At 45.2% G+C, this 23,094-nt stretch carries 22 protein-coding genes; 17 read left to right on the forward strand and 5 right to left on the reverse strand.

The features are described from left to right. The first annotated feature begins 81 nt into the window (after positions 1–81). Both IRB79_RS05885 and IRB79_RS05890 read left to right on the forward strand, forming a co-directional pair. Positions 82–1,395 carry an MFS transporter gene (locus IRB79_RS05885; protein ID WP_243507331.1) on the forward strand — a complete coding sequence of 438 codons (1,314 nt, stop codon included), beginning with the start codon at positions 82–84 and terminating at the stop codon, positions 1,393–1,395. Between the two features lie 81 nt (positions 1,396–1,476). Continuing rightward, complete coding sequence (locus tag IRB79_RS05890; protein WP_243507333.1) at positions 1,477–2,322, forward strand: STAS domain-containing protein; 846 nt, start codon at positions 1,477–1,479, stop codon at positions 2,320–2,322. Positions 2,323–2,440: 118 nt separating this feature from the next. On the opposite strand, the gene IRB79_RS05895 is transcribed toward IRB79_RS05890, so the two are convergent. Continuing rightward, complete coding sequence (locus IRB79_RS05895) at positions 2,441–4,129, reverse strand: hypothetical protein (RefSeq protein WP_243507334.1); 1,689 nt, start codon at positions 4,127–4,129, stop codon at positions 2,441–2,443. Between the two features lie 200 nt (positions 4,130–4,329). On the opposite strand from IRB79_RS05895, the gene IRB79_RS05900 reads away from it, so the two are divergent. The 5 genes from IRB79_RS05900 (at position 4,330) to IRB79_RS05920 (ending at position 7,457) form a co-directional block, all read left to right on the forward strand. After that, positions 4,330–4,728, forward strand: coding sequence for a GNAT family N-acetyltransferase (locus IRB79_RS05900; RefSeq protein ID WP_243507336.1), 399 nt, complete (start codon positions 4,330–4,332; stop codon positions 4,726–4,728). Positions 4,729–4,824: 96 nt separating this feature from the next. After that, the gene (locus IRB79_RS05905; RefSeq protein ID WP_243507337.1) at positions 4,825–5,649 is read left to right on the forward strand and encodes an MBL fold metallo-hydrolase; all 825 of its coding nucleotides are present in this window, start codon (positions 4,825–4,827) and stop codon (positions 5,647–5,649) included. A 58-nt stretch (positions 5,650–5,707) separates the two neighbouring features. Beyond that, the gene (locus IRB79_RS05910; RefSeq protein WP_243507340.1) at positions 5,708–6,247 is read left to right on the forward strand and encodes a DinB family protein; all 540 of its coding nucleotides are present in this window, start codon (positions 5,708–5,710) and stop codon (positions 6,245–6,247) included. Beyond that, positions 6,244–6,765, forward strand: a complete 522-nt coding sequence (gene lepB / locus IRB79_RS05915) for a signal peptidase I (RefSeq protein WP_264740198.1) — start codon at positions 6,244–6,246, stop codon at positions 6,763–6,765. Before IRB79_RS05910 ends, lepB begins: the two co-directional genes overlap by 4 nt. 95 nt (positions 6,766–6,860) lie before the next feature. Beyond that, entirely contained in the window at positions 6,861–7,457 is a 597-nt protein-coding gene (locus IRB79_RS05920) for a histidine phosphatase family protein (RefSeq protein WP_243507341.1), read from the forward strand. Between the two features lie 35 nt (positions 7,458–7,492). Here the strand turns inward: IRB79_RS05920 and IRB79_RS05925 are convergent, their stop codons facing one another. Further along, positions 7,493–8,752, reverse strand: a complete 1,260-nt coding sequence (locus IRB79_RS05925) for a sensor histidine kinase (RefSeq protein WP_243507342.1) — start codon at positions 8,750–8,752, stop codon at positions 7,493–7,495. Positions 8,753–9,031: 279 nt separating this feature from the next. Between IRB79_RS05925 and IRB79_RS05930 the strand changes: the two genes are divergently transcribed. The 4 genes from IRB79_RS05930 (at position 9,032) to IRB79_RS05945 (ending at position 14,435) form a co-directional block, all read left to right on the forward strand. Beyond that, positions 9,032–9,487, forward strand: a complete 456-nt coding sequence (locus tag IRB79_RS05930; protein WP_431833426.1) for an ArsR/SmtB family transcription factor — start codon at positions 9,032–9,034, stop codon at positions 9,485–9,487. Next, positions 9,488–10,765, forward strand: a complete 1,278-nt coding sequence (locus tag IRB79_RS05935; protein WP_243507345.1) for an MFS transporter — start codon at positions 9,488–9,490, stop codon at positions 10,763–10,765. Between the two features lie 133 nt (positions 10,766–10,898). Continuing rightward, complete coding sequence (locus IRB79_RS05940; RefSeq protein WP_243507347.1) at positions 10,899–12,986, forward strand: catalase; 2,088 nt, start codon at positions 10,899–10,901, stop codon at positions 12,984–12,986. 585 nt (positions 12,987–13,571) lie between these two features. Beyond that, on the forward strand, positions 13,572–14,435 hold the full coding sequence (locus IRB79_RS05945) for an AraC family transcriptional regulator (protein ID WP_243507349.1): 864 nt from the start codon (positions 13,572–13,574) through the stop codon (positions 14,433–14,435). Between the two features lie 41 nt (positions 14,436–14,476). Here IRB79_RS05945 and IRB79_RS05950 read toward each other — a convergent pair whose 3' ends face one another. Continuing rightward, positions 14,477–15,991, reverse strand: coding sequence for a glycine betaine uptake BCCT transporter (locus tag IRB79_RS05950; RefSeq protein ID WP_279401050.1), 1,515 nt, complete (start codon positions 15,989–15,991; stop codon positions 14,477–14,479). Between the two features lie 141 nt (positions 15,992–16,132). Here IRB79_RS05950 and IRB79_RS05955 point away from each other — a divergent pair, with 141 nt between their 5' ends. The 4 genes from IRB79_RS05955 (at position 16,133) to IRB79_RS05970 (ending at position 20,239) form a co-directional block, all read left to right on the forward strand. Further along, entirely contained in the window at positions 16,133–16,627 is a 495-nt protein-coding gene (locus IRB79_RS05955) for a DinB family protein (protein WP_243507350.1), read from the forward strand. Positions 16,628–16,755: 128 nt separating this feature from the next. After that, positions 16,756–17,307 carry a cupredoxin domain-containing protein gene (locus IRB79_RS05960; RefSeq protein ID WP_243507352.1) on the forward strand — a complete coding sequence of 184 codons (552 nt, stop codon included), beginning with the start codon at positions 16,756–16,758 and terminating at the stop codon, positions 17,305–17,307. Next, on the forward strand, positions 17,300–18,766 hold the full coding sequence (locus tag IRB79_RS05965) for a cbb3-type cytochrome c oxidase subunit I (protein ID WP_243507354.1): 1,467 nt from the start codon (positions 17,300–17,302) through the stop codon (positions 18,764–18,766). Before IRB79_RS05960 ends, IRB79_RS05965 begins: the two co-directional genes overlap by 8 nt. Positions 18,767–19,015: 249 nt before the next feature. Next, positions 19,016–20,239, forward strand: a complete 1,224-nt coding sequence (locus IRB79_RS05970; protein WP_243507355.1) for an MFS transporter — start codon at positions 19,016–19,018, stop codon at positions 20,237–20,239. Between the two features lie 35 nt (positions 20,240–20,274). On the opposite strand, the gene IRB79_RS05975 is transcribed toward IRB79_RS05970, so the two are convergent. Beyond that, the gene (locus tag IRB79_RS05975) at positions 20,275–21,231 is read right to left on the reverse strand and encodes a calcium/sodium antiporter (RefSeq protein ID WP_243507357.1); all 957 of its coding nucleotides are present in this window, start codon (positions 21,229–21,231) and stop codon (positions 20,275–20,277) included. 105 nt (positions 21,232–21,336) lie between these two features. Further along, the gene (locus IRB79_RS05980; RefSeq protein WP_243507359.1) at positions 21,337–22,059 is read right to left on the reverse strand and encodes a DUF3784 domain-containing protein; all 723 of its coding nucleotides are present in this window, start codon (positions 22,057–22,059) and stop codon (positions 21,337–21,339) included. A gap of 114 nt (positions 22,060–22,173) precedes the next feature. On the opposite strand from IRB79_RS05980, the gene IRB79_RS05985 reads away from it, so the two are divergent. Next, positions 22,174–22,398: a hypothetical protein gene (locus IRB79_RS05985; protein ID WP_243507361.1), complete on the forward strand. Its 225-nt coding sequence runs from the start codon at positions 22,174–22,176 to the stop codon at positions 22,396–22,398. 70 nt (positions 22,399–22,468) lie between these two features. Beyond that, positions 22,469–23,077 carry an exonuclease domain-containing protein gene (locus tag IRB79_RS05990; RefSeq protein WP_243507363.1) on the forward strand — a complete coding sequence of 203 codons (609 nt, stop codon included), beginning with the start codon at positions 22,469–22,471 and terminating at the stop codon, positions 23,075–23,077. The last annotated feature ends 17 nt before the right edge of the window (positions 23,078–23,094 follow it).

The following is a 23,094-nucleotide window of genomic DNA, read 5'->3' on the forward strand; positions in this document are numbered from 1 at the left end:
TATTCTTAAAAAAGTGACAGGCACCTATACCACTTAAGCAAACTGGCATAGGTGCCTGTCACCGGAAAGAAGGTTCACATCGTGAAGCGCTTAAAGATTCATTATGCGTGGATTATTTTAATATTGACGTTTTTGGCGTTGCTGGCTGCGCAAGGTGTACGATTGTCGTTCGGGGCGTTTATGGCGCCATGGGAGCATGAGTTTTCAGCGAATCGCAGCGTCATATCCTTCATTGCCTTTGTCAGCTATATTGTTTTTGCCATTTCACAGCCGTATGTTGGCAGGCTGATTGATAAATATGGCATCCGCTATATTCTGTCCTGCAGCATTTTAGTGATTGGTTTTTCAACACTCCTGACCTTTTTCACCACTAATGCTGTTCAGCTGATGATCATCTATGGTGTAATCGCCTCTGTTGGCTTTGGCGGTGCATCCAATGTAGCGGGAACGATGGCGGTGGCAACCTGGTTTGCCGATAAAAAAGGTATGGCCATGGGACTGATGTCTGCAGGCACAGCCGCAGGACAGCTTATTCTCGTCCCGCTGACCTTATTCCTAATTGACCAGCTGGGCTGGAAGACAACCGTGCTCGTGCTCGGCTTCTTTTTGATTGTATTCATTTTTCCGCTGCTTCTGCTCTTTATCCGTTCAACCCCGGCTGATTTGCATATCGAGGCTTATGGAGCAAAAGTGAGTGATAGTGAGAAGGGGAAGCAAGGTAAAAAGGAAGCACCAAAAGGAACGCTATCTATATTCCAGCTCTTAAAGCGAAAAGAATTCCTGTTTCTCATGCTCCCGTTTTTCGTATGCGGCGTCACCACTACAGGCCTGATGGATACGCATCTTATTCCCTTTGCCCAGTATTGCGGATTTACGCCTGGCGTTACCGGAGCCGCTGTCAGTCTGCTGGCCGGCTTTAATATTCTCGGCACAGTTGTATCCGGGTTCCTCGCAGATAGGTGGAATTGCAGAAGGATTCTTGCCTTTCTCTATGGAGTGCGGGCCCTGACCATTGTTCTGCTGCTCATCATCGTGAATGATGCTTCCCTGTTTGGCTTTTTTGTCACTCAATCCCATCTGTTAATTCTGTTTGCCATCAGCTTTGGGATTGTCAATTTTGCCACTGTCGCACCGACCATGAAACTGGCTGCGGAATATTTCAGGCATCTTTCCGCTGGAGCCGTGATTGGCTGGATATATTTGAGCCATCAGCTGGGTTCTGCTCTCGGTTCCTTCGTCCCTGGTGTCATATTTGATCTGACAGGGAGCTATGACAGTTCTTTCATTGCGTCCATCGTTCTTCTTGTCCTGGCTTCCGCCTTTAGCATAATGCTTCCGAGACCAGGGGCAGACTATCAGTATGCGGACAGCAGGGAATTAGCGCAAAATAGGTAGGAGTTTAGAATCGACACTTTATTTCCCATCGGTTAAAATAATAATAATATTGAAATAACAGTTCGGTTAGGGGAGACAGGCATGCATCGTAATCAAGATCTATATCAATTTTTCCTGGACAAAACCTGGGACTTAACAGAAGAATGGTATAAAAATGTGAACAAGGAAGAGAGCGGCGGGATTTATACCTCGGAAGACCCCGCTGTGATTGAAAGCGTAAAGAAGCAGAATTACGAATTCCACAAGCAGTTCTCCGAAGTCTTCCATAAAGAAGAAGAAGCGTTCTTTCATGATTTGGAAAGCTGGATTGTCAAAGTGGCGCAGGATGATGAACACCTCCGTACCCCTCTGGAGATGATCCTGCAGGAGTTCTTTAACACCCAGGAACAGTATTTGAACTTGCTTGAGCAGTTCGTTGAAACCAGCCAGGGCCAATATGATGAAAAACAAATTGCATTATGGCGCAGGATGATTATTAGAACCATTGGTGAAGTGGTTACGTGGTTCACGGAAGAATATAATAACCATTCCCAGAAGAGGCTGCAGGCTCAGCAGGCATTAATCCTTGAACTAAGTTCCCCGGTCATTTCTTTAACAGAAGATATCGCACTTCTGCCGCTTGTCGGGGATATTGATACGGCACGTGCAAAAAGCATGCTTGAAAATACACTTCAGCAATGCAATAAATTAGGCGTCAACCAGCTGTTCCTGGACCTTTCAGGCGTAGTTATGATTGATACCATGGTAGCCCATCAGCTATTCCAGCTGATAGAAGCGCTAAGCCTGATCGGCGTAAAGACAACAATCTCCGGCTTAAGACCGGAAATTGCCCAGACCGCAGTACAGCTCGGTTTGTCATTTGATCACGTCAGCATCAAATCCACGCTATCCAGTGCCATTAAATCAGCGAACATAATAGCAGGGTAATAAAAAACACGATGAAGACTGTCTTCATCGTGTTTCTTAATATTTAAGGCGTATCAGGCCGGAAGTTAGATAACTGTCTAGCTCCAGGCGCCGATGAGCGGGCGCCTGGAGCTTTTAGTTATTCCAATCCTTTAATGGTCATTTCCTTCACTGGCAGGAATGCCTCACCTGTATCGAGATAGTTCATGTCCACCTGATCGCCTTCCTGCAGATAAATGGCCATCGGCACGGTTTCAGATGAAACCACATAGCTCTGGCGGTTATCCAGCAGAAATGATACGACTGTGTATTCCACGGATTTCTCCTTGTACACCCGCAGTACAGTGCCGCTCATCTGTTTTTCCTCTGCTTTCGAGCTTCCGTCTACAGTGCCTCCGCCTCGCTGCAATGCGGTTTTATATAAACGCAATGCTTCATTTGGCGTTGTCCCATAAGCAGATATTTCCGGGTTGGCAGCTGATACAATAAAGTAGTTCTGCAGGAATCCGTTAGCATCAAGCACAGGCGTCAGCCAGCTCGCTTCCCCGTAGAAGTTATACAGAACAGGCATTTCGCCGCTCCATTTCTTCTCGATGAATTTCTTCTCGATAATCTGGAGGGCACCCTGCGAATCCATATAAGATTCCTCAAGATTACCTGTAAAGAAGGTCGCTTCGCCCGTCCTTGAATTTGTCAGAGAATAGCCAAGCATCGAATCGACGCCTTCTTTTGGACTTGTAAAATCTGTGAAGTAATACATGTCGCCATTCTCATCAAAAATCGGACTCACATTGGCTTCCGTTCCTTCATCCGATGGAAGCCTTACATCGGACTTTCCGAATTTGCTGTTCCAGAAGCCATGGACATAATTCCCGAAATAGCTGTTCTGCAGACTGACAGTTTCAGGAGAAACAGCTCCATCAATAAAGGAAGGCACATCCGCAAGTTTATAGGATTTCGTCTGTCCGTTCAGCGGGTCAACCATGACCACCCCTTGAACATCAAAGCCATTTCGCGCCGAAATAAATTCTCCATATGAACGGATATAAAACGGCTTCCCGTCGTCATCCACTTCCAGCTGCACATCTCCGTAAAAAATGGCCTGCGGATACTGCATCCGGATATGGCGCTCAATATTTTTATTAAAATAAGAGGATGGTGTGTACACCATATCGCTTTTCACAAACTTTGGATTGGCTGAGGAGTCAGTCGCGCTGATTGTAAAATAGCCAGGTGTTTTATCTCCATTCCACCATTTGAAAAAGCCGGAAAACTCTACAGGCGCAATATAAACATACTCTCCATTGACTTTCTGGATCTGCAGGCTGCCAAGTTCATAATAACTCGTATTCGGAACCTGACCGAAAGCCTTCTTCATCTTATTGCGCGCAAACTGCGGTGGCACACTCGCCGGTGTTTCTTTTTCGTCAAACGTCTCAATCTCCGTTTTTTCATTCATTTTGGCACTTTCATATTTATCATCTGCATTGAATAGAAAAGCTGTCAGAAAGAAAACCCCTGCAATCAGACTGACAGCAAACACACCCGTTTTTATCATTCGTTCCCTGCCTGTCGCGAAAACTGCTCCTATTAAAGAAGCGATAACCGCAAATAGCCATAAGCTGGTTAAGTTCCGGTCCAGATTGGTGAAATAATACACGGCAAAAACAAGCAGCACAGATAGGGCGGCGGTGCCGGCCATAAGTCCGGTCCCCAGTTTCCTGCCTTCCTTTTCCTTCGCCCTAGCCTTCGGTTTATAGCTGAACGGAATCAGCAGGATAGAAATCGCCAGTCCGGCAATCAGTGAAAAAATAAAAATATTTCCCATAAGAATCTCTCCTAAAATAAGTTCGTTATTATTTAATACGGGCGGCAGACAAAAAAGTTTCATAAAGCAAATCCTTGTATAGGGCATCGCAGGGTAATAGGAAGAATCTTGTGCATCCAAGGTGCATAACCGTTAAAGAAGAGGATTTTTCCGCATTAAGCCAGAATAGGATTAGCATTCCATTGTTAAGGAGATTTTTTATGTTCAAATATGAATTTGCCATACCGGATAAGGATCAATTATTTCGGTTATATGAAAATGACGGCTGGAATAAATTTTTGAAGCTGCCGAAAGAAAAACTGCATAAGGCGATGGAGCAGAGCTGGCTTGTGATCAGTGCCTATGATGGAGAGTGCCTGATCGGGACAGGACGCATTATTTCAGACGGAGTGATTAATGCCTATCTTTGCGGATTAATCGTTGATCCAGATTATCGCAGCCAGGGTATCGGCAAGGAAATGGTGCGAAGGCTGGCAGAAGAGTGTTCGAATGCATATCTGCATGTACAATTGCTGGCCGAGGAAGAGAAAGCCGGCTATTACGAAAAGCTGGACTTTGAGGTTTTTACCTTAGGCTTAAAGTATAAGTCTTCAGGCTAAAGTTGTAGCCATATTCAGTCGGAACGGCGATTTAGCATAACGTTTGCAGCATTAAAATGGGTAATGTAACCAGTATGAGAAATGGAGGCAACCCTTATGGAAAAATATATATGCAAAACGTGCGGAACGCAATTTCCGCCATCCGGCCATCAGCCTGAAAGCTGCCCGATCTGCATGGAAGAGCGCCAGTACGTTGGACCCCGCGGCCAGGAATGGACAACATTACATGAAATGACGGATAGCCAAACTTATATAAATGAAATACAGCAGGAGGAATCCAATCTTTATAGCCTGAAAACAGCTCCGGAGTTTGCCATTGGCCAGACAGCCTATCTCGTTCAAAATAATGGCTTTAATCTGATGTGGGACTGCATTACCTATCTCGATGAGCACACGATTGAAACGATAAAAGAACTAGGCGGATTGGACGCGATCGCATTGTCCCATCCTCATTATTATTCAGCACAGGCGGAATGGGCGGAAACATTCAATGTGCCGATCTATATACATGAAGACGACAGGGAATGGGTGATGAGGGACAGTGAACACATCATTTTCTGGAGCGGAGAATCGCTCAAACTTCAAGATGGCCTGGTCATCCACCGCCTCGGCGGCCATTTTAAAGGCGGTGCTGTCCTTCATTGGGAAAATGGGAATGAAGGCAAGGGCATCATGCTCACCGGCGACATCATTCAGGTTGTCGCAGACAGTGGGTGGGTCAGCTTCATGTACAGCTACCCGAATCTCATCCCGCTTCCGGCTGAAACGGTAGAACGAATGGCCGGCAGAATAAAACCGCTATCATTTGACCGGATTTACAACGCGTTTCACAGAGTTATAGAAAAAGAGGCAGACCTTGCTGTGCAGCGGTCAGTGGAACGCTATATAAAAGCAGTTCGGGGCGAGCTGTTTCAGACCTAATAGTGGCTCTGAAAACAGAAATTTAGTAAAATAAGGTAATAGAATGGGAGGGAACGCGATGTTAAAGAAACCTGAATTCAATGAGTATGCACCCTATTATGAGAAATATGTCAGCTCCGTACCGGAAGGGGACCTGCTGCAAATCCTCGATGGGCAAATAAAGGAAACGATGAATCTGGTAAAAGGCCTGAATGAAGATCAGGCTCATTTTCGTTATGCTCCGGAAAAATGGACTGTTAAAGAAGTTATCGGTCATATCGCAGATACCGAACGCATCATGAGCTACCGCCTGCTTTGCGTTGGCAGAGGGGAGAAGGCGAAGCTGCCGGGCTATGATGATAATGAGTATGTGAAGACTGGGCAATTCAACCGTTTCAGCATCATGGAACTTTTAGAGCAGCTGTCACATGCCCGCCAAAACACGATTGCCTTACTAAAAAGCCTGGATGATGAGGCATTGCTAAGGAGCGGGAATGCGAACGGCACCGAAGTAACGGCCCGGGCCATTGCTTATATCATTGCCGGCCATGAACTTCATCACCGCACCTTGATCAAAGATCGGTATATAGGTGCAGAAAGCTTTGGTGGAACACATTGAATAAGCATGAAATAGCGAGCTGGCTGAAATCCCTTCTGATTGCTTTTGGAATCGCAATGGTAATCAGGGTCTTCCTTTTTTCACCTTACTATGTGGAAGGAGCCTCCATGGATCCAACTCTCCATGATGAGGAAAAAATCTTCGTAAATAAATTTGAAGAACTGGACAGAGGCGATATTGTTATCATCAAGGGCGAAGAAAAAAACTATGTTAAAAGATTAATAGGATTCCCCGGTGATGAACTGGAAATGAAAGATGACCATCTGTATATAAACGGCAAGCAGTGGGATGAAGACTATCTTTCAGAAAATCGCGAAGCGGCAGAAGGAATTGTCAACAAACTGACCGGTGACTTCGGCCCCCTCACTGTTCCGGAAGATCACTATTTTGTGATGGGCGACAACCGCCTTGTCAGCCTGGACAGCCGAAATGGACTCGGGTTTATTGAGAAGGAGAGGATCATCGGCGTCAGCGAATTCGTCTGGTATCCTTTTACAAGCATAAGAAAAGTAGATTAGCTTCAGGAGCGGCAAGTACCGCTCTTTTTACTTAGATAAGAGATCGACTATTTTAATAGAATAACAATCAAATGAAAAGAAAGGACGTGTTATAGATGACAAATATCGGTTTGATCAGGCACGGAATTACAGCCTGGAATAAGGAGGGACGGGCACAGGGGAGCTCGGATATTCCCCTCAATGAAGAAGGATTGGCTGAGGCAGAACGCCTGGCAGAAAGGCTTGCCGCAGAAAGCTGGGATGTAATCTACTCTAGCAATCTCATAAGGGCAAAGCAGACTGCAGAAGCCATCCAGGAGAAAATCGGTTCCATTCCCCTTCAACTTGATCCCCGAATAAGAGAAGTCGGCGGCGGGATGATTGAAGGCACAACCGAAGCGGAGCGTATTAAAAAATGGGGCACAGGCTGGCGTGAAATGGACCTCGGTTTTGAGCCGAAAGAAAGCATCATTAATAGAGGACTTGAGTTCCTGCAGGAAATTACAGATAAGCACCCGGGCGAAAATGTGCTGATCGTAAGCCACGGCTCCTTCATCCGCCATCTGTTAAGAGAACTGGTGCCGCACACGGATCTGTCATCCCCGCTGAAAAACACATCCATCACAAAGCTTTTGATCAAAGAAAGCCAGTGGGACTGTGAGCTGTATAACTGCACGAAGCATCTTGAGGTGAAGCAGATAAAATCATGTTAAGCCAGTAAAAAACAGCAGCCGCCGCTGCTGTTTTTTTATTCATTATGTAACTCCGACTTATAGTTCGGAAAAGTAAAGCTGAAAACGGTGCCTTTACCGACTTCGCTTTTGACGCGAACATTGCCATCCATGGCCCTTACAATACTGAATACGACCATCATTCCGAGGCCGGTCCCTTTGGAGCCTTTGGTGGAATAATAGGGTTCTCCTAAACGCTGAAGCTGATCGGACGTCATGCCGACACCGGTGTCTTTTATTTCGATGGTGATCTGGCTGCTGCTATAGTGCGTTTCTATGTATAATTGCCCGCCGCGCGGCATGGCCTCAATTGAATTTTTTATTACATTCAAAAAGCATTGGTGGAATTTTTGCCGGTCACCTTTAATCGACCCGAGGAGGGCAAAATGGGCATTGATCTCTACGGAATTCTGGTTGGCAGTCGGTTTTAATATATTCATGACTTGCATTAGTTCTTTTTTTACATTAATTTCTTCAATCTTATCTAAGGATGGCTTTGAAAAGGTTAAATAATTTTGAATGACCTGCTCCGCCGATTCCAATTCGGCTTTCACGATGCCCAAATACTCAACCCTTTTTCGCGGCGGCAGCCGCTGTTCCTGCAATAGCTGAACAAATCCGATTGCAGCCGTCAGCGGATTGCGGATTTCATGTGAGATGGCTGCTCCCATTTGCTCGACAGCTTCAAGTTTTTCTGCCCGGACGAGATTTTCACGGATATCCAGATTTCTTTTGGCAAACTCAAATACATATGAAATCATGAAAACGCCCAATGGCGGAATCACCAGGTAGGCAAACCAGGCATCAAACCGATTCTGAGGCGGCACCGATAATTCCATAACCACAACGGTCAGCACACTTAAAATCAGGGCAATGATAACTGTAAGGCGAATCCTTTTCCGCGGCACCTGCCTCCAAAACCAGGGATAGAGCCTCCAAAGAATAATCCCTAGGGGCAAATATAAAAGAATATTAGAATAAAACCCAGGTTCTATTCCATAAAAACTTCTCATCAAAATCACAGACCCGGCCAATGCGGGGCCAATACCCGCATATAAACCGCCGATGATGACAGGTATTAATCGTAAATCAAAAAAGTAATGCGGGCTTGGCTGATAGGAAAACTGAAAGCATATCCAGATCATAAACAAAAGCCATATAAAAGAGCAGCCTTTGGAAAACCGGAATTTAGAGCTTTTTTCCGCCCATACCAGCACAATAAACAAGATGACGATCAAGAGCGATAGATTAAAGAAAAAATGCTTTGTGATTTCCACCGTTTCACCTGCCTCTTTGTGAGGTTATAAGAAAATTCTATATTGTTTTACTATTTATGACAATACTCATTTGCTTTTTTTATATAATATTGTCAGAAAATACGAAATTGTGGAGGGTGGGCGGAACAATCCTGTAAAAAGATAAACTGTAACAACGGATATTTATTTATATTTATTTAAAAAAATGTATCATTCTAATTTTTTAGAACATATAATAAAATTAGAATAAATAAGTGATTTAGAAAGGGTGAAACCATCTTGGATTTAATCAAGAAAACGATGGAGATCAATCTTGAACAGCAGAAGCTGATATCCAGCCCGTTAAGAATTAAAATTATATATCTTCTCGCTAAAAGTGCCATGACAGCCAAACAGGTTGCTGAAGAGCTCGGGAGGTCTGCGGGAAGTATTCATTACCATATTCAGCAGCTTTATAAAGGCGGAATACTGGAGATTGAGGAAACGAAAGAAAACAGGGGCATTATCGAAAAGTATTACCGTTCAAAAGCGACCCAATTTAACTTGAAAGAAGAAAAAAGACAGGAGAAGGGAGAAAGCAGCAGCACCATGGGAATAAGCATCTCCCTTACAGAGGAAGAACTAAAGGGATTTCAGGACGATTTGTATGATCTGATGGTAAAATACATGGAAAAGAGCGTCAAGGGAGCTATAAATCGCAATCCATATGAAATCTCCTGCAGCTTCAAATTGCTTAATTCCGAGGAGGAAGAATAGATGGAAGCACAGATTAAAAGAAATATAACACTGTTTCTTGCAGGGAAATTGACAGCGGTGCTCGGTTCTTCCATTTACGGCTTTGCCATTGGGCTGTATATCCTTGCAGAAACAGGGTCCAGCTTAAACTTTGCCATAACCCTCATTCTTAGTGCGCTGCCAAGAATCCTGCTTTCCCCTGTTGCGGGAGCACTCAGTGACAGATGGGACCGCAAAAAGATCATCATTATTTCCGATTTTGCCTGTGCCGTCTGGCTTATTGCCATTTTGCTGCTGTATCTTTTTTCCACACAGGAAATCTGGCTCCTTTACACAGCCACAGCCGTTTTAAGCATTTTGAATACCTTTTATTCAGCGGCAGTCACTTCAGCGATTTACAACATGGTTGGTCCTGATACTCTGCAAAAAGCGATGTCACTCAATCAGGCTGCAGCTTCATCATCCGCCATCTTGGGACCCGTTCTTGGGGGCGTCTTCTTTGGCATCTTCCATCTATCAGTCTTCATGCTTATCAACATCATCGCCTTCATAGTCTCCGGCATCACCAGTTTACTCATTCAATACAATCTATTTGCAGAGAAAAAAGAAAGACCAGAAGAAAATGGTATGATCTACGATCTGAAAATGGGTGTTTCATATGTGAAAAATCAGCCATTCATAAAAAATCTCATTATCATTAGCATCTGGCTGAATTTTTGGTTCGCGGTTTTTCCCGTTGCCATGCCTTATCTGGTTCTGACAGTGCGGGAAATGAGTTCCCTCCAGCTGGGCATCATTGAAGGGGCATTTTCCGTCGGGATGCTGATCATGTCAGTCGTTCTATCCGCCCGCCCCGAAGTAAAGAGAAAAGAAATTACCATCTTTGGGGGCGTAATAGCCATGTCCCTTATCATTGCTCTGCTTGGCCTCCCGAATTTTCCTGGCCTGATGAGCATTTCAAACAGCATCATGTTTCCTTTTTTAATCGGAATGGTCCTGCTGCTATCTTCAGTTATCATGGTGGTCAACATTCCGGTAATGGTTTTACTGCAAAAAGGCACGCCTGATGCCTATCGGGGCAGGGTCATGTCACTCCTTGAAACAGGAGCGAGTGCCATGACACCATTGGGCTTTATCTTCTTTGGCTTCTTACTTGAAAAATTGCCTGTCTGGATCCTGCTGGCTGCATGCGGAGGCTGTATTCTGGTGCTAATCCTGTATCATCTGCAAAAAAGGACCTTTATTCAGCTGCTGAGAGACGCGGATCAGCCTAAAACTGAGATTAGCCCACAAGCCTGAGAGAAAGCAGTTTTCCGCTGCTTTCTTTTATTTTGCCGTTTACCGCCTTCATTCTGGGGTATTTCAACATATAGATACATATTTACATCGTAGCCCAGAAGCAATTGCTTCTTTATATAAGGAGGAAGAACATTTGAAACAAGATCCGCAAAACAAAGGCGTAAATGAGCACAGCAAGGACAAGCAGCTTGAGGAGTTTCGCATGGATAACACAGGTAAGAAGCTGACGACCAATCAGGGAGTCAAGGTTTCGGAGGATGAGCATTCGTTAAAAGCCGGTTCCCGCGGTCCGACCTTGATGGAGGACTTTCACTTCCGGGAAAAAATGACGCACTTTGATCATGAGCGCATCCCTGAACGGGTTGTCCATGCCCGCGGTTTTGGCGCGCACGGGTACTTTCAGGTGTATGAATCCATGGCAGACTATACCCGGGCAAAGTTTCTGCAGGATCCATCTGTCAAAACCCCGGTCTTTGTTCGTTTCTCGACTGTTGCCGGTTCCCGCGGCTCGGCAGACTCTGTACGTGATGCCCGCGGCTTTGCGACGAAGTTTTATACCGAAGAGGGCAACTACGACTTAGTCGGCAATAATATTCCGGTATTCTTCATTCAGGATGCCATCAAATTCCCGGATCTCGTTCATTCATTCAAGCCGGAGCCGCATAACGAAATGCCGCAGGCCTCAACGGCACATGATACGTTCTGGGATTTTGCCGCCAACAATACTGAAACAGCCCACATGATCATGTGGACGATGTCAGACCGTGCCATTCCGCGCAGTTTCCGCATGATGGAGGGCTTTGGTGTTCACACGTTCCGATTTGTGAACGAGCAGGGTAAGGCACGTTTTGTGAAATTCCACTGGAAGCCTGTTCTGGGCACGCATTCCCTGGTTTTTGACGAAGCCCAAAAACTTGCCGGAAAGGATCCGGATTTCCACCGCCGCGATCTTTGGGAAGCCATCGAAATGGGGGATTACCCTGAATTTGAGCTCGGTGTTCAGATGATTGATGAAGAAGATGAATTCTCCTTTGATTTTGATATTCTGGATGCGACAAAGCTGTGGCCGGAGGAAATGGTCCCGGTTAAGATCATTGGAAAAATGACGCTGAACCGCAATCAGGATAATGTATTTGCAGAAACGGAGCAGGTTGCATTCCATCCCGGGCATGTTGTACCTGGCATTGATTTTTCAAATGACCCGCTGCTGCAGGGACGATTATTTTCCTATACAGATACCCAGCTGATCCGCCTGGGAGGGCCGAACTTCCATGAGATCCCGATCAACCGTCCTGTTTGTCCGTTCCATAATAATCAGTATGACGGCTACCATCGCATGACGATTAATAAAGGGCCGGTTGCTTATCATAAAAACTCAATGCAGAATAATGATCCAAGCCCTGCCACAGCAGAAGAGGGCGGCTATATTCATTATCAGGAAAAAGTCGAAGGACGCAAAGTTCGCGAGCGCAGCGACAGCTTCAAGGACCATTACAGCCAGGCGAAAATGTTCTGGAACAGCATGTCTGAAGTGGAAAAGCAGCATATGATTGAGGCGTTCCGCTTTGAAGTCGGAAAGGTGCAGAACAAAGATGTGAAGCAGCAGGTTGTCGACATGTTCAGCAATGTGGATCATTTCCTAGCCGAACAAATTGCCCTCGGAGTTGGCGCTATAGTGCCGGATGCTGCGAATGAATCCAAAGTAACGCTTTCTTCACCAGCATTAAGCCAAATGAACACAGCCAAATCACCTAAGACCCGAAAAGTCGCCATTCTTGCTGATAATGGCTTCAGCTATACTGAAGTCAGCAGCGTGATGGAAGCTTTGAAAGGTGCTGGGATTATGCCTGAAATTGTCAGCAAAAACCTGGGCATGATCAAAGGGGACGGCGGAGAACTGGAAATAATGAAAACATTCCTGACCTCCCACTCCGTTATGTATGACGCCATCTATATCGCCGGCGGAAAAGAAAGTGCAGATGCTCTGAAAATGGTGCCGCAGGCCAAGGAATTCGTCAGCGAAGCCTACAAGCATTTCAAAACTATTGCGTTTGGCGGCGAAGGAGCCGAGCTGCTGCCTGCAGAAGCAATGAACACGCTGGGGCAATCCCAAACCCTTTCGGAAATGGGAATCGTCGAAATCAAAAGCGGCGATGCTTCCTCCAATGAGAATTTAATTAATAGCATTGCCATGCACCGTCATTGGGGACGTGCCATATAAGATGCCATCGAAGCCAGCTGCCCGATATCGGGCGGCTGGCTATTTTCAGGTTCCTTGATAGAATAAGGACTGACCGATATAGCTGGAAACTGACCGAAATATTGGAGAAACTGACCGATAAAATCGAATAGTAACCGATAAATTAAAATTATGACCGATAAAGCTGATGAAGTGACCGATAAACGGAATACTGACAGTTCGGCCGATAAATCGTTGAGTTTGGCCGTTAAATTTACAAATTCGGCCGTAAAACCTTCATTTTGGCCGATAAAATCGGAAAAATGGCCGTTAAAACTTTCAAGGCAGGATGCCTATTCCTTTTGGCCGGTAAATGCCCCACATTGGCCGGTATTTTCCTAAATTTGGCCGGTGAAACGGCAAAATAGGCCGGTAAATCCCCCATTTCGGCCGGTATTTTCCTGATTCTGCCCGACCTGCCAGCATCTGCATCAAAAATTCCCCAATAAGCAGGTATTCCCCTCCTATAATAAGAATTCTTTAATATCAACCTGCCAAAACAAAGCAAAAAATGACAGGAAGTCAAAAAGAGAAAAAGGTAGGATTTATTCAAGGGAGTGATCAGTAATGTCATGGATCGTATCGCTGCAGAAGGCGATTGATTATATAGAGGAGTACTTGCTGGATGAGGATCTTTCCATCGGAAAAGCCGCGGAGGCAGCGAACTCCTCCGTATTTCATTTTCAGCGCACGTTCGCCATTTTGACAGATATGCCGGTCGGCGAATATATCCGGGGAAGAAGACTGACCATCGCTGCACAGGAGCTGGTCCGAACCGACAGCAAAGTGATTGATCTCGCCTATAAATACGGCTATGACACTCCCGAAGCTTTTACCAAGGCTTTCCGCAGGCAGCATGGCATGACCCCGACTGAAGCAAGAAACTTTTCCGGAAAGCTGAAATCATATAACCGCCTGGTGATCCAGGTGAGTCTGAAAGGGGCAGAACCAATGCAATATGCAATTGTCGAAAAAGAAGCTTTTAAAGTAGCAGGAATCAAAAGGGAGTTCTCATTGTGCAATGAAGAGAATCTGGCCGGCATCCCGAAAATGTGGGATGAAGTAAATAGTAACGGAACAGATGACAAATTATTTATGCTGAATAATGGAGAAATTAAAGGGGTTCTCGGCGTATGTGTCGATAAACGCAGCACGAAGCCTGACAGCATGGATTACTGGATCGGGGCAAGCTTCAAAGGCGATAAGCCTGACAGCTTCGAGTGCCTGGAAGTCCCTGCCTCCAAATGGGCGGTGTTCGAAGTTCATGGCGCCATGCCTCATGCCATGCAAACCGCCTGGAAAAAAATCTTCTCGGAATGGTTTCCATCCAGCGGTTATGAACATGCTGCTGCACCAGAGCTGGAAGTCTATTCTGCCGGGGATGCGTCCAGTCCGGATTATTATTCAGAGATCTGGATCCCGGTAAAATAAACATTAGTAAAACCTGCAGATTTCAATCTGCAGGTGTTCTATTAAGGCTTCCTCTTCGGAATTTTTCCAATCCCAAGCTCCTTCGCTTCTTTCTGCAGAGCCTTGATCAGACTGAAGGTCATTAAAGCCATGATAACGGAAAAAGGAAGGGCTGCTGCGATCATCGTATTCTGCAGCGCTTGAAGCCCGCCGGAATAGAGCAGGACCAATGAAATGGCAGCAAGCAATATTCCCCAAACCATTTTTATCCTATTGCCAGGATGGTGCGAACCATTTGTTGTCATCATGCCTAAAACATATGTGCCGGAGTCGGCAGAGGTAATAAAAAACGTACAAATGAGTAAGATGGCAATGACCGAAAGGACCGTTCCCATCGGAAAGTTCGAAAATACACCAAACAATGCTTCCTCAGTAGCCAATTCGGAGATTTTGGCAACACCGTTATGCTCTTGCATAATGGCAGTTCCGCCAAATGTTGCAAACCATATGAAGCCTATCAGCGATGGCACAAGGAGGACGCCGAAAACAAATTCCCGGATGGTTCTCCCTTTTGAAACGCGGGCGATGAAAATCCCCACGAAGGGTGCCCAGGCAATCCACCAGGCCCAGTAAAAAATTGTCCAGCCATTAATCCATTCCCTGACCTCTGGATTTAACGGCGCGATTCTAAGACTCATGCCAGGCAAATTCTGCAGATACGACCCAAGTGTATTGGTGAACAGGTTTAAGATGAACAATGAAGGTCCCAGGAAAAAAGTGAGCAGGAATAGAATCGCTGCTAAAATCATATTGGCATTGCTCAAGATTTTGATGCCCTTTCCAAGTCCTGACCAGGCGGATATCATGAAAAGAACCGTAACAATAACCACAATAATGAACTGGACAGTAATGCTAACCGGTATGCCAAAAAGATAAGATAACCCTCCATTAATCTGAACAGCTCCAAACCCAAGTGTTGTAGCTACACCAATCACAGTCGCAACCACTGAAAGAATATCAATGATCTTCCCAGCAGCTTTCTGTGTATGGTCGCCTAAAATCGGCTTCAAAGTGGCGCTGATTAAACCAGGTTCCCCGTGGCGGAAGTTAAAGTAAGCCAGAACAAGCGCAACAATTCCATAAATTGCCCATGCATGGATTCCCCAATGGAAGTAAGTATACCTCATGGCATTCCTAATGGCCTGGTCCGTCCCTACTTCCCCGCCTGTCGGGGACCCGACCGCATAGTGATAAATCGGCTCAGCTGCACCCCAGAAAACCAGCCCGATCCCCATCCCTGCACTGAACAGCATGGCAAACCACGTAGGGCGGGAAAATTCCGGTTTATCATCCTGCTTCCCAAGCTTGATTCTTCCTAAAGGGCTGATTAAAAAATATAAACAAACAATGACAATAAACGAAACAAGAATCAAATAATACCACCCGAATTTATCGGTGATAAAAGCCTGTACATTTGCTGTCACACTCTCCAGCGAATCCGGGATAAAAACACCGAATAAAACAAGCAATAATAATATGCCCACCGATATATAGAAAACCATTAAGTTCTTCTTCACATACAATCCCCTTTCTTCTGTTGCTGCTTCCTTTAGGATTAAGTACATTGAAAGTAATTATGCGGCTGAAAAAGAAATTTGCAGGAAATTCCCCTATGCTGACGAAATTCCATAAGTATCTGGACAAGGAGGTAAGAGGATATGCTGACATTATTTCGCTATAACTGGCAAGTGCGTGATGAGTGGTTTGAATGGTGCCGCCAGCTCTCAGCCGAAGATCTGAATGCTAATCGGACTGGAGGAGTTGGGGGCATTCTGGAAACCCTTTTTCATATCGTAGATGTTGAATACAGCTGGATTTGTGTCATTCAAGGCAAGGAAGTGAAAGACCCCCTGTTTTCCGACTATGATGAATTGGAAAAAGTAATGGCACTTTCTGAAGAATACCGCAGGGAATTAGAAAGCTTTTTTCAGGAGGAATGGCCAGTTCAATACAATGAAATGGTTACACCGCCGTGGATGGAGGAGGGGCTATACAAAAAGGGGGACATCTTGAACCATGCCATTGCCCATGAAATCCATCATATCGGCCAGCTTTCTGTATGGGCAAGAGAGATGAATCTAAAGCCGGTATCAGCCAATCTGATAGGAAGGGAATTAAATCAATTAAGGGGTATAGAAAAGAAAATGTCCTGATCCAGGGCATTTTTTTTGCGGGAAAATTTCCAAAAAATCGTCAAATAGGACATATATCACCGATTTAACTTTTGAGCTTCCATAAAATAAGGTTTGGGGATTGTTGAAAATTTATGGGAGGGGTATGAATGTATCAGCAAATCGCAATGTATGCAACTGTTTTCTTTGTCTTCCTGCTGGCGCTGGCATTTGCGTTTGTCTACGGTGAATCCAAGCGCAGCGGAGAGTATAGCACCATCCAGGAAAAAGGATATAAGATCAGGAAATTCTATTTTCTCTGGCTAATTGCCATTATGGCTTTTGCCACCGTCATGACGCTTGGCAGGCTGCCGTACGACAGCAATCAGGCCGAAGCGGAAGGCTTAAATGAAGCGAAAGTAGTGAAGGTAACTGGAGTCCAATATGCATGGGAGATGAGTGAGGAAACCTTCGAAGCAGGAGACAAAGTCCAATTTGATGTGACGGCCACGGATGTTACCCATGGTTTTGGCTTATACAATGAAAATATGGAGCTTGTCGAACAAACTCAGGCCATGCCTGAATATACAAATACAGTTTATTATACTTTTGAAGAACCTGGAACTTATCAAATATTATGTCTTGAATACTGTTCAGCCGGACATCATGTGATGGTCAAAGAAATTGTTGTCGAACCGGAAGGGGGAGCGTCTGATGAATGAAGCGATTCCCCCTTTAGCCAAGAAAACAGTGGTATGGCACCTGGCTTTGACTTCACTTGTCTTAATTCTTATGATGATCTTTGGTGTTATTATGCTGATGATTCAGGGTGAAATGATCAGCATCACACCGCAGTGGTTTTATAAGATTATGACTGCGCACGGAACAGGAATGGTTGGCATCGCTGCACTGGGCGGAACGGCCATCTTATGGTACTTCCTGTCTAAATACATAAAACTGAACGCTCTCATCCTCATTGTAAACTTTGTCCTTTTTATAACCGGAGTCACGATGGTTCTAATCGCCATTTTTGTCTTTGACTTTTCAGATGGATGGACATTTTTATATCCGCTTCCTGCCCAGTCAGCCAAAATGTATGGGGCGGCAGGGGCGGTATTCTTCTTATCGGGCATGCTGGTTCTTGGCATTGGTTTTTTAATTCTTTACATGTACCTGGCTGCGAGGCTGACAGCAGTTTATGGGGGCCTTGGAAAGGCACTTGGATGGGATATCATTTTCAGGGGGGAGAAAGGATACGGGCCGCCTGCTGCTGTCGTGGCGACAGCCATGGTCATCATCACCAATTCGACTGCCCTGCTGGCAGGAGCAACTGTGCTGACTGCATCCCTAGTGAATATCATCAATCCGGCCGTCACAATGGACCCTCTGCTTGCCAAGCATCTTACCTATGCATTCGGCCATATCTTTGCCAACTGCACCATCTATATGGCTGTTATTGCCGTCTATGAGGTTCTCTCAGAATATACAAAACGGCCATGGAAAGCTAACAAAGTCTTTTTAATTGCGTGGAACTGCTCGACACTTTTTACCTTAATGATCTATACGCACCATCTGCTGATGGACTTTGCGGTACCAAAATGGATGCTCATCATCGGGCAGGTGTTTTCTTATGCAAACGGCTTGCCCGTTATGGTCGTTACGGCCTACGGAGCGCTGATGATTGTCTATCGCTCGCGGATGAAATGGGACTTTGCCTCAAGCATGTTTTTCCTTTCCATGTTCGGATGGGTGGCAGGAGCGATTCCGGCCATCATTGATGCCACCATTGTGGTCAATCATGTGATGCATAACACGAAATGGGTTCCGGGCCATTTCCATACGTATATGGGAATGGGTGTAGTCGCTATGATTATTGGGTTTATGTATTATTTTAATAAGACCGAAGGCAATCAGGAGCACAGGGGAATCGATACGTTCACAATCGCTCTCTATTTTGCCTTTTTTACGGGGCTTGTAGGCTCTTTTCTATATGCAGGCGGGATGAGTGCACCAAGAAGATGGGCGGAGCACCTGCCGCAGTGGATACTGTCCGACCAGGTAGGCGCCGTCAGCGGAATCTTTATCGTTCTGGCTGCAATCATCTCCACAGCAAGATTTTTTGCCGGTTTAAGAAGTGTTGGCACGAAGGTTCCTTACAAAAAAAAATCAGCAGCTGGCTGAGAAATAGGCGCTCTGGAGATTCCTCTCCAGGGCTTTTTTTATTAAATTAGAAAGTATAAAATTTTGAACTTCGATAACTGTCTAGCTCCAGCGCCTACCCCCTCGAGGTCACAAACCAATCCTCCCATAAAGGCAAAGAACGCCTTTCCGTGAGGCTCGTCTTGTGCTTGTCGGGGGTGGGCGAGGCGCTTCCACTTTTCTTATGCTATACTAATAATTGGGAAAATTCTAAATATATGCAGGTGATCTATGAAACAATTTAATTGGAAAATGGCGTCCTTCCTGCTGACGGGGATTGGAATATCCAGACTGGGAGATTTCATTTACCTGATTGCTATTAATTTGATTGTCTATAACATGACCGGCTCAGCTGCTGCTGTGGCAGGATTATGGATCATAGGCCCTGTCACTTCCGTTTTAACCAATTCGTGGAGCGGGGGCATGATTGACCGGAAAAATAAAAAGAGCATTATGATTTGGACGGATATGGCCAGGGCCCTGGGTGTAGCGCTGATACCGTTTCTGGGAAGCATTGGCTTCATTTATGCAGTCCTCTCTCTAATCAGTATGGCGAAGGCTCTATTTATGCCGGCTTCCGCTACGTATATAACCAAGCTGGTTCCAATCGAAAGCAGAAAACGGTTCAACTCCATCAACAGTCTTGTTACCTCAGGCGCTTTCATCGTCGGGCCAGCCATCGCAGGCGGATTATTTCTGATTGGAACCATTGAAACGGCCATCTTTTTAAATGCGGCTTCCTTTGTCTTTTCAGCTGTCATCATCTGGCTGCTGCCGGACATGGATAAAGAGTTAAAGTCCCCTTCAGTACAAACATCAGCCTATGAAACGCTCCGGGATGATTGGAAGCAGGTCATCACGTTTGGCAGGAGAGAGGTTTTTATCATTTCTGTTTACGGGTGTTTCCTGGCATTCGGTTTGTTCTCACTCGCAATGGATTCCCAGGAGGTTGTTTTTATCCAGGATGTTGTTGGGCTGACAGAAGCGGATTATAGTTTCCTTGTCAGTATCAGCGGTATTGGCTTTGCGCTGGGAGCTCTCTTTATCACCGTCGTTTCAAAAATGCTTAGCATCAAACAGCTCATGGGCTATGGCATGCTTTTGACAGCGGCGGGTTATCTGATTTATGCCTTGGCAGACTCCTATATGATGGTGGTCATTGGATTTACTGTCCTCGGCATTTTTAATGCTTTCTCAAGTGCGGGATACCAAACCTTTTATCAGAATAATGTGCCTGTGGAAATCATGGGCAGAATGACCAGTGTGATCGGTGTCATCCAAAGCTTTGCGCAGATTATCCTGCTCTTTGGAATCGGTGTTCTCGGAGACCTGTTTCCGCTCCGCTATACGATTGTCATTTTAGCAGGCCTGAATTTAATTCTTTCTCTTTATGTCTGCTGGCAGCTGCTGAAGCCGGGGAAGCAGCAGTATTTTTCAGAAACAACTTCCGCTTAAAAAGAAACGCCGGCCCAATCGGACCGGCGCTGGCATTAATTACGCATAATGATATAAATCAAATACATAATGTAAGAGGCTGCGAGAAAGCTGCCCTCATATTTTCCTACAGCATAATGGCTTCTTGAGAAGATGAGGAGCACAAATGTGATTAAAATTAAAATCGTAATATCGATGAATATTTTAGGGTCTACAGGAAGCGGCGATATGGCAGCTGAAGCCCCGAGGACAAACAGGATGTTGAAGATATTGCTCCCTACAATATTTCCAAGAGCGATCTCACTCTCTTTTTTTATGGCTGCGGCGACAGAGGTCACCAGTTCAGGCAGAGAAGTCCCGATGGCAACAATCGTTAAGCCGACCAATGTTTCACTCATTCCCAATGAGTAAGCAATCTCTGTACTGCTTCTGACTACCAAATCACCGCCAAAGATAATGGCAGCCAATCCGGCAATTGTCAAAAGGCTTTGCTTCGTCCATTGGCCGGCGCTTGTTTTAATAGGATCAGCCTTTGTACTGCTTCGGCTTTCCCGGGCCACTTCAAATAAATAGTACATAAATACAGCAAAAATCAGCAGCAGAACGAGACCATCACTGCGTGAAACCACATTGCTGCCGATAGAGTTCAGATATGTATCACTAATGAAAATCATAAGTGCGGCTGTGGCAAGCAAAGTGAATGGAATCTCCTTGCGGATGGTTGTGCTCTCCACTTTCAGGGGAAAAATCACTGCGGTAATACCGACAACCAATGTGATGTTAAAGATATTACTGCCGACGACATTCCCAATGGCCACATCGGCACTGCCATCCAGCGCTGCCAGAATGCTGACTGTGGCTTCAGGTGAACTTGTCCCAAACGCAACGATTGTCAACCCGACCAGCAGCGGAGAAATCTTAAGAAACCCGGCAATTTTTGAAGCGCCATCCACAAAAAAGTTTGCCCCTGCTATCAAAAGGGCAAATCCAATGATTAGAAGTAAATATGACACTTTTCGAAGCACCTCCCGTTTTTACTATGTTTATCCAATTATGGATTGAATTCAATAAACCTTCAACTAAAAGCCACCGGAATGCTATGCCGGCGGCTTCATTTGTTATTCCACTTCTTTTTTGAGCTCCTCATACCAGCTCTGAGTCTCTGCGGAATCTTTGCTGTTAACAAATATCTGCTCATCTTTGAGCTTAATGTACAGAATGGGCGTATGGTCTTTTTGGATGAATAATAGGCTGCTGCCATAGCGAGTCACTTTAAAATGCCCCTGTGCAAGGGTAGGAAGGCCGATACCATTTTGTCTCCAGGTTACTTCAGGCATCTCCTCCAATAATTGCACGGACTGAATATCTTCATAATCCCATTCATCTCCGTACATCCCGGAGATTTCAAATGAATCCTCTGCTAATGCCATTTCATAGCCTTTATGACTGGAGACGGTTAGATAAACGAGAGGTCCAAGCGTTACGATGGCGAGGATGATGGCGAATATATAACTGCGTTTTCTCTTGGCCGGGACTTCATATCTGGATAAGTAGATGAGTCCTCCAAACAATACGACCAGCATGAAGCCGAATTGCGCTTCGGTTCCGAATCTGAATTCGGTAAACGATAGAGGCAGAAACACCAGCATTCCGATAGCGGTGCCGATGAGCAGGCTGCCGATTTTTTGCGGATACCTGTTTTCTATTAATGTTTCTTTCTCTTCCTCGGGCCGTAATGCAAATCCGGAAATGAGCCAGTAAGCCTTTTTGAATCTTACAGCCCATCCGAGAATCAGGAAGAGCGCGATCACTGCAATCTGTGTAATGACAAGTCCAATCATGGGAAAAACCTCCTTACTATTCTTACGGAGAAAGCCCCAGTTTTGTTTCGAATTTGGTATAATAATAAGACAGTTTCTTTTAAAAAAAGTATTGAAATAAGGGGAGGAGCATCCTTGAAAAGCAAAAATATTTTATTTTATATATTGCTGATACTTTTGCTCACGACCGTTGTCAGCATTGTCATGGGCTACCATAACTTCGGCTTTGGGGTAGGTTTTCTGTTCGCATTTCTGTCTCTTTCCACAGGATATTTCTATTCCATGAAAAATCGGGAATATATGCATCAGAATTATCATGCCGATTATGTGGACCGCTTAAAAAACGATAAAAAGATCTAAGAGCGGTTCCGCTGGCATTCAGCACTCCTCTATTATATGCTTAATTTAAAATGAATAGAGGAGGCTGGCCATGAGAGACCAGGAAAAGATGGGATTGCTGCTGGATGTGGAGACGACAGGGCTTGGACCAAATTCCGATGAAATCATCGAACTGGCATTAAAGCTGTTTTCGTACCGTTCGGATACAGGGGAGATACTTGATATTAAGGATAAAGCTGCATTCCTGCGGGAGCCCATCAGCAAATCGGCCAAAAACAATTACAGCCGCGCCTTCAGGGTCCACGGGATTCCTTATGAAGCTGTCAGCGGAAAAAGCTTTGATGATATCAAAATAAAAAAATACTTCTTCCATGCCGATTCCGTTTTCGCTCATAATGCATCCTTTGACCGCAGCTTTTTATACCGGATGTATCCTGAAGACATCAACGAATTAAAATGGTATTGCACGATGAGAAGTGTTCCATGGAAGGAATACGGTTTTACAGACAGCAAGCTGCTGACGCTCCTTCAGTCCCACCAGATTGCAGAAAGCCAGACACATAGGGCGATGGATGATATTACATACCTCTTAGATCTGCTGAAAAAAACAAATCCTGCCGGGGATTTCTATATGCGTGATGTTCTGGCAAAAGGTCCGATGAGAAAATACCAGCCTGCGGTACAGGGCCGGCTAGGTTAAAAGGCAATACAGCAAAA

The sequence above is a fragment of the Cytobacillus oceanisediminis genome (genome assembly GCF_022811925.1).
GTDB lineage: Bacteria > Bacillota > Bacilli > Bacillales > Cytobacillaceae > Cytobacillus > Cytobacillus oceanisediminis_D.

What these genes read in the sequence shown, in the direction of transcription:
- IRB79_RS05890 (WP_243507333.1), top strand. Translation starts at nt 1,477, where the DNA reads ATGCATCGTAATCAAGATCTATATCAATTTTTCCTGGACAAAACCTGG.
- IRB79_RS05895 (WP_243507334.1), bottom strand. Translation starts at nt 4,129, where the DNA reads ATGGGAAATATTTTTATTTTTTCACTGATTGCCGGACTGGCGATTTCT.
- IRB79_RS05900 (WP_243507336.1), top strand. Translation starts at nt 4,330, where the DNA reads ATGTTCAAATATGAATTTGCCATACCGGATAAGGATCAATTATTTCGG.
- IRB79_RS05905 (WP_243507337.1), top strand. Translation starts at nt 4,825, where the DNA reads ATGGAAAAATATATATGCAAAACGTGCGGAACGCAATTTCCGCCATCC.
- IRB79_RS05910 (WP_243507340.1), top strand. Translation starts at nt 5,708, where the DNA reads ATGTTAAAGAAACCTGAATTCAATGAGTATGCACCCTATTATGAGAAA.
- IRB79_RS05920 (WP_243507341.1), top strand. Translation starts at nt 6,861, where the DNA reads ATGACAAATATCGGTTTGATCAGGCACGGAATTACAGCCTGGAATAAG.
- IRB79_RS05930 (WP_431833426.1), top strand. Translation starts at nt 9,032, where the DNA reads ATGGAGATCAATCTTGAACAGCAGAAGCTGATATCCAGCCCGTTAAGA.
- IRB79_RS05935 (WP_243507345.1), top strand. Translation starts at nt 9,488, where the DNA reads ATGGAAGCACAGATTAAAAGAAATATAACACTGTTTCTTGCAGGGAAA.
- IRB79_RS05945 (WP_243507349.1), top strand. Translation starts at nt 13,572, where the DNA reads ATGTCATGGATCGTATCGCTGCAGAAGGCGATTGATTATATAGAGGAG.
- IRB79_RS05955 (WP_243507350.1), top strand. Translation starts at nt 16,133, where the DNA reads ATGCTGACATTATTTCGCTATAACTGGCAAGTGCGTGATGAGTGGTTT.
- IRB79_RS05960 (WP_243507352.1), top strand. Translation starts at nt 16,756, where the DNA reads ATGTATCAGCAAATCGCAATGTATGCAACTGTTTTCTTTGTCTTCCTG.
- IRB79_RS05965 (WP_243507354.1), top strand. Translation starts at nt 17,300, where the DNA reads ATGAATGAAGCGATTCCCCCTTTAGCCAAGAAAACAGTGGTATGGCAC.
- IRB79_RS05970 (WP_243507355.1), top strand. Translation starts at nt 19,016, where the DNA reads ATGAAACAATTTAATTGGAAAATGGCGTCCTTCCTGCTGACGGGGATT.
- IRB79_RS05980 (WP_243507359.1), bottom strand. Translation starts at nt 22,059, where the DNA reads ATGATTGGACTTGTCATTACACAGATTGCAGTGATCGCGCTCTTCCTG.
- IRB79_RS05990 (WP_243507363.1), top strand. Translation starts at nt 22,469, where the DNA reads ATGAGAGACCAGGAAAAGATGGGATTGCTGCTGGATGTGGAGACGACA.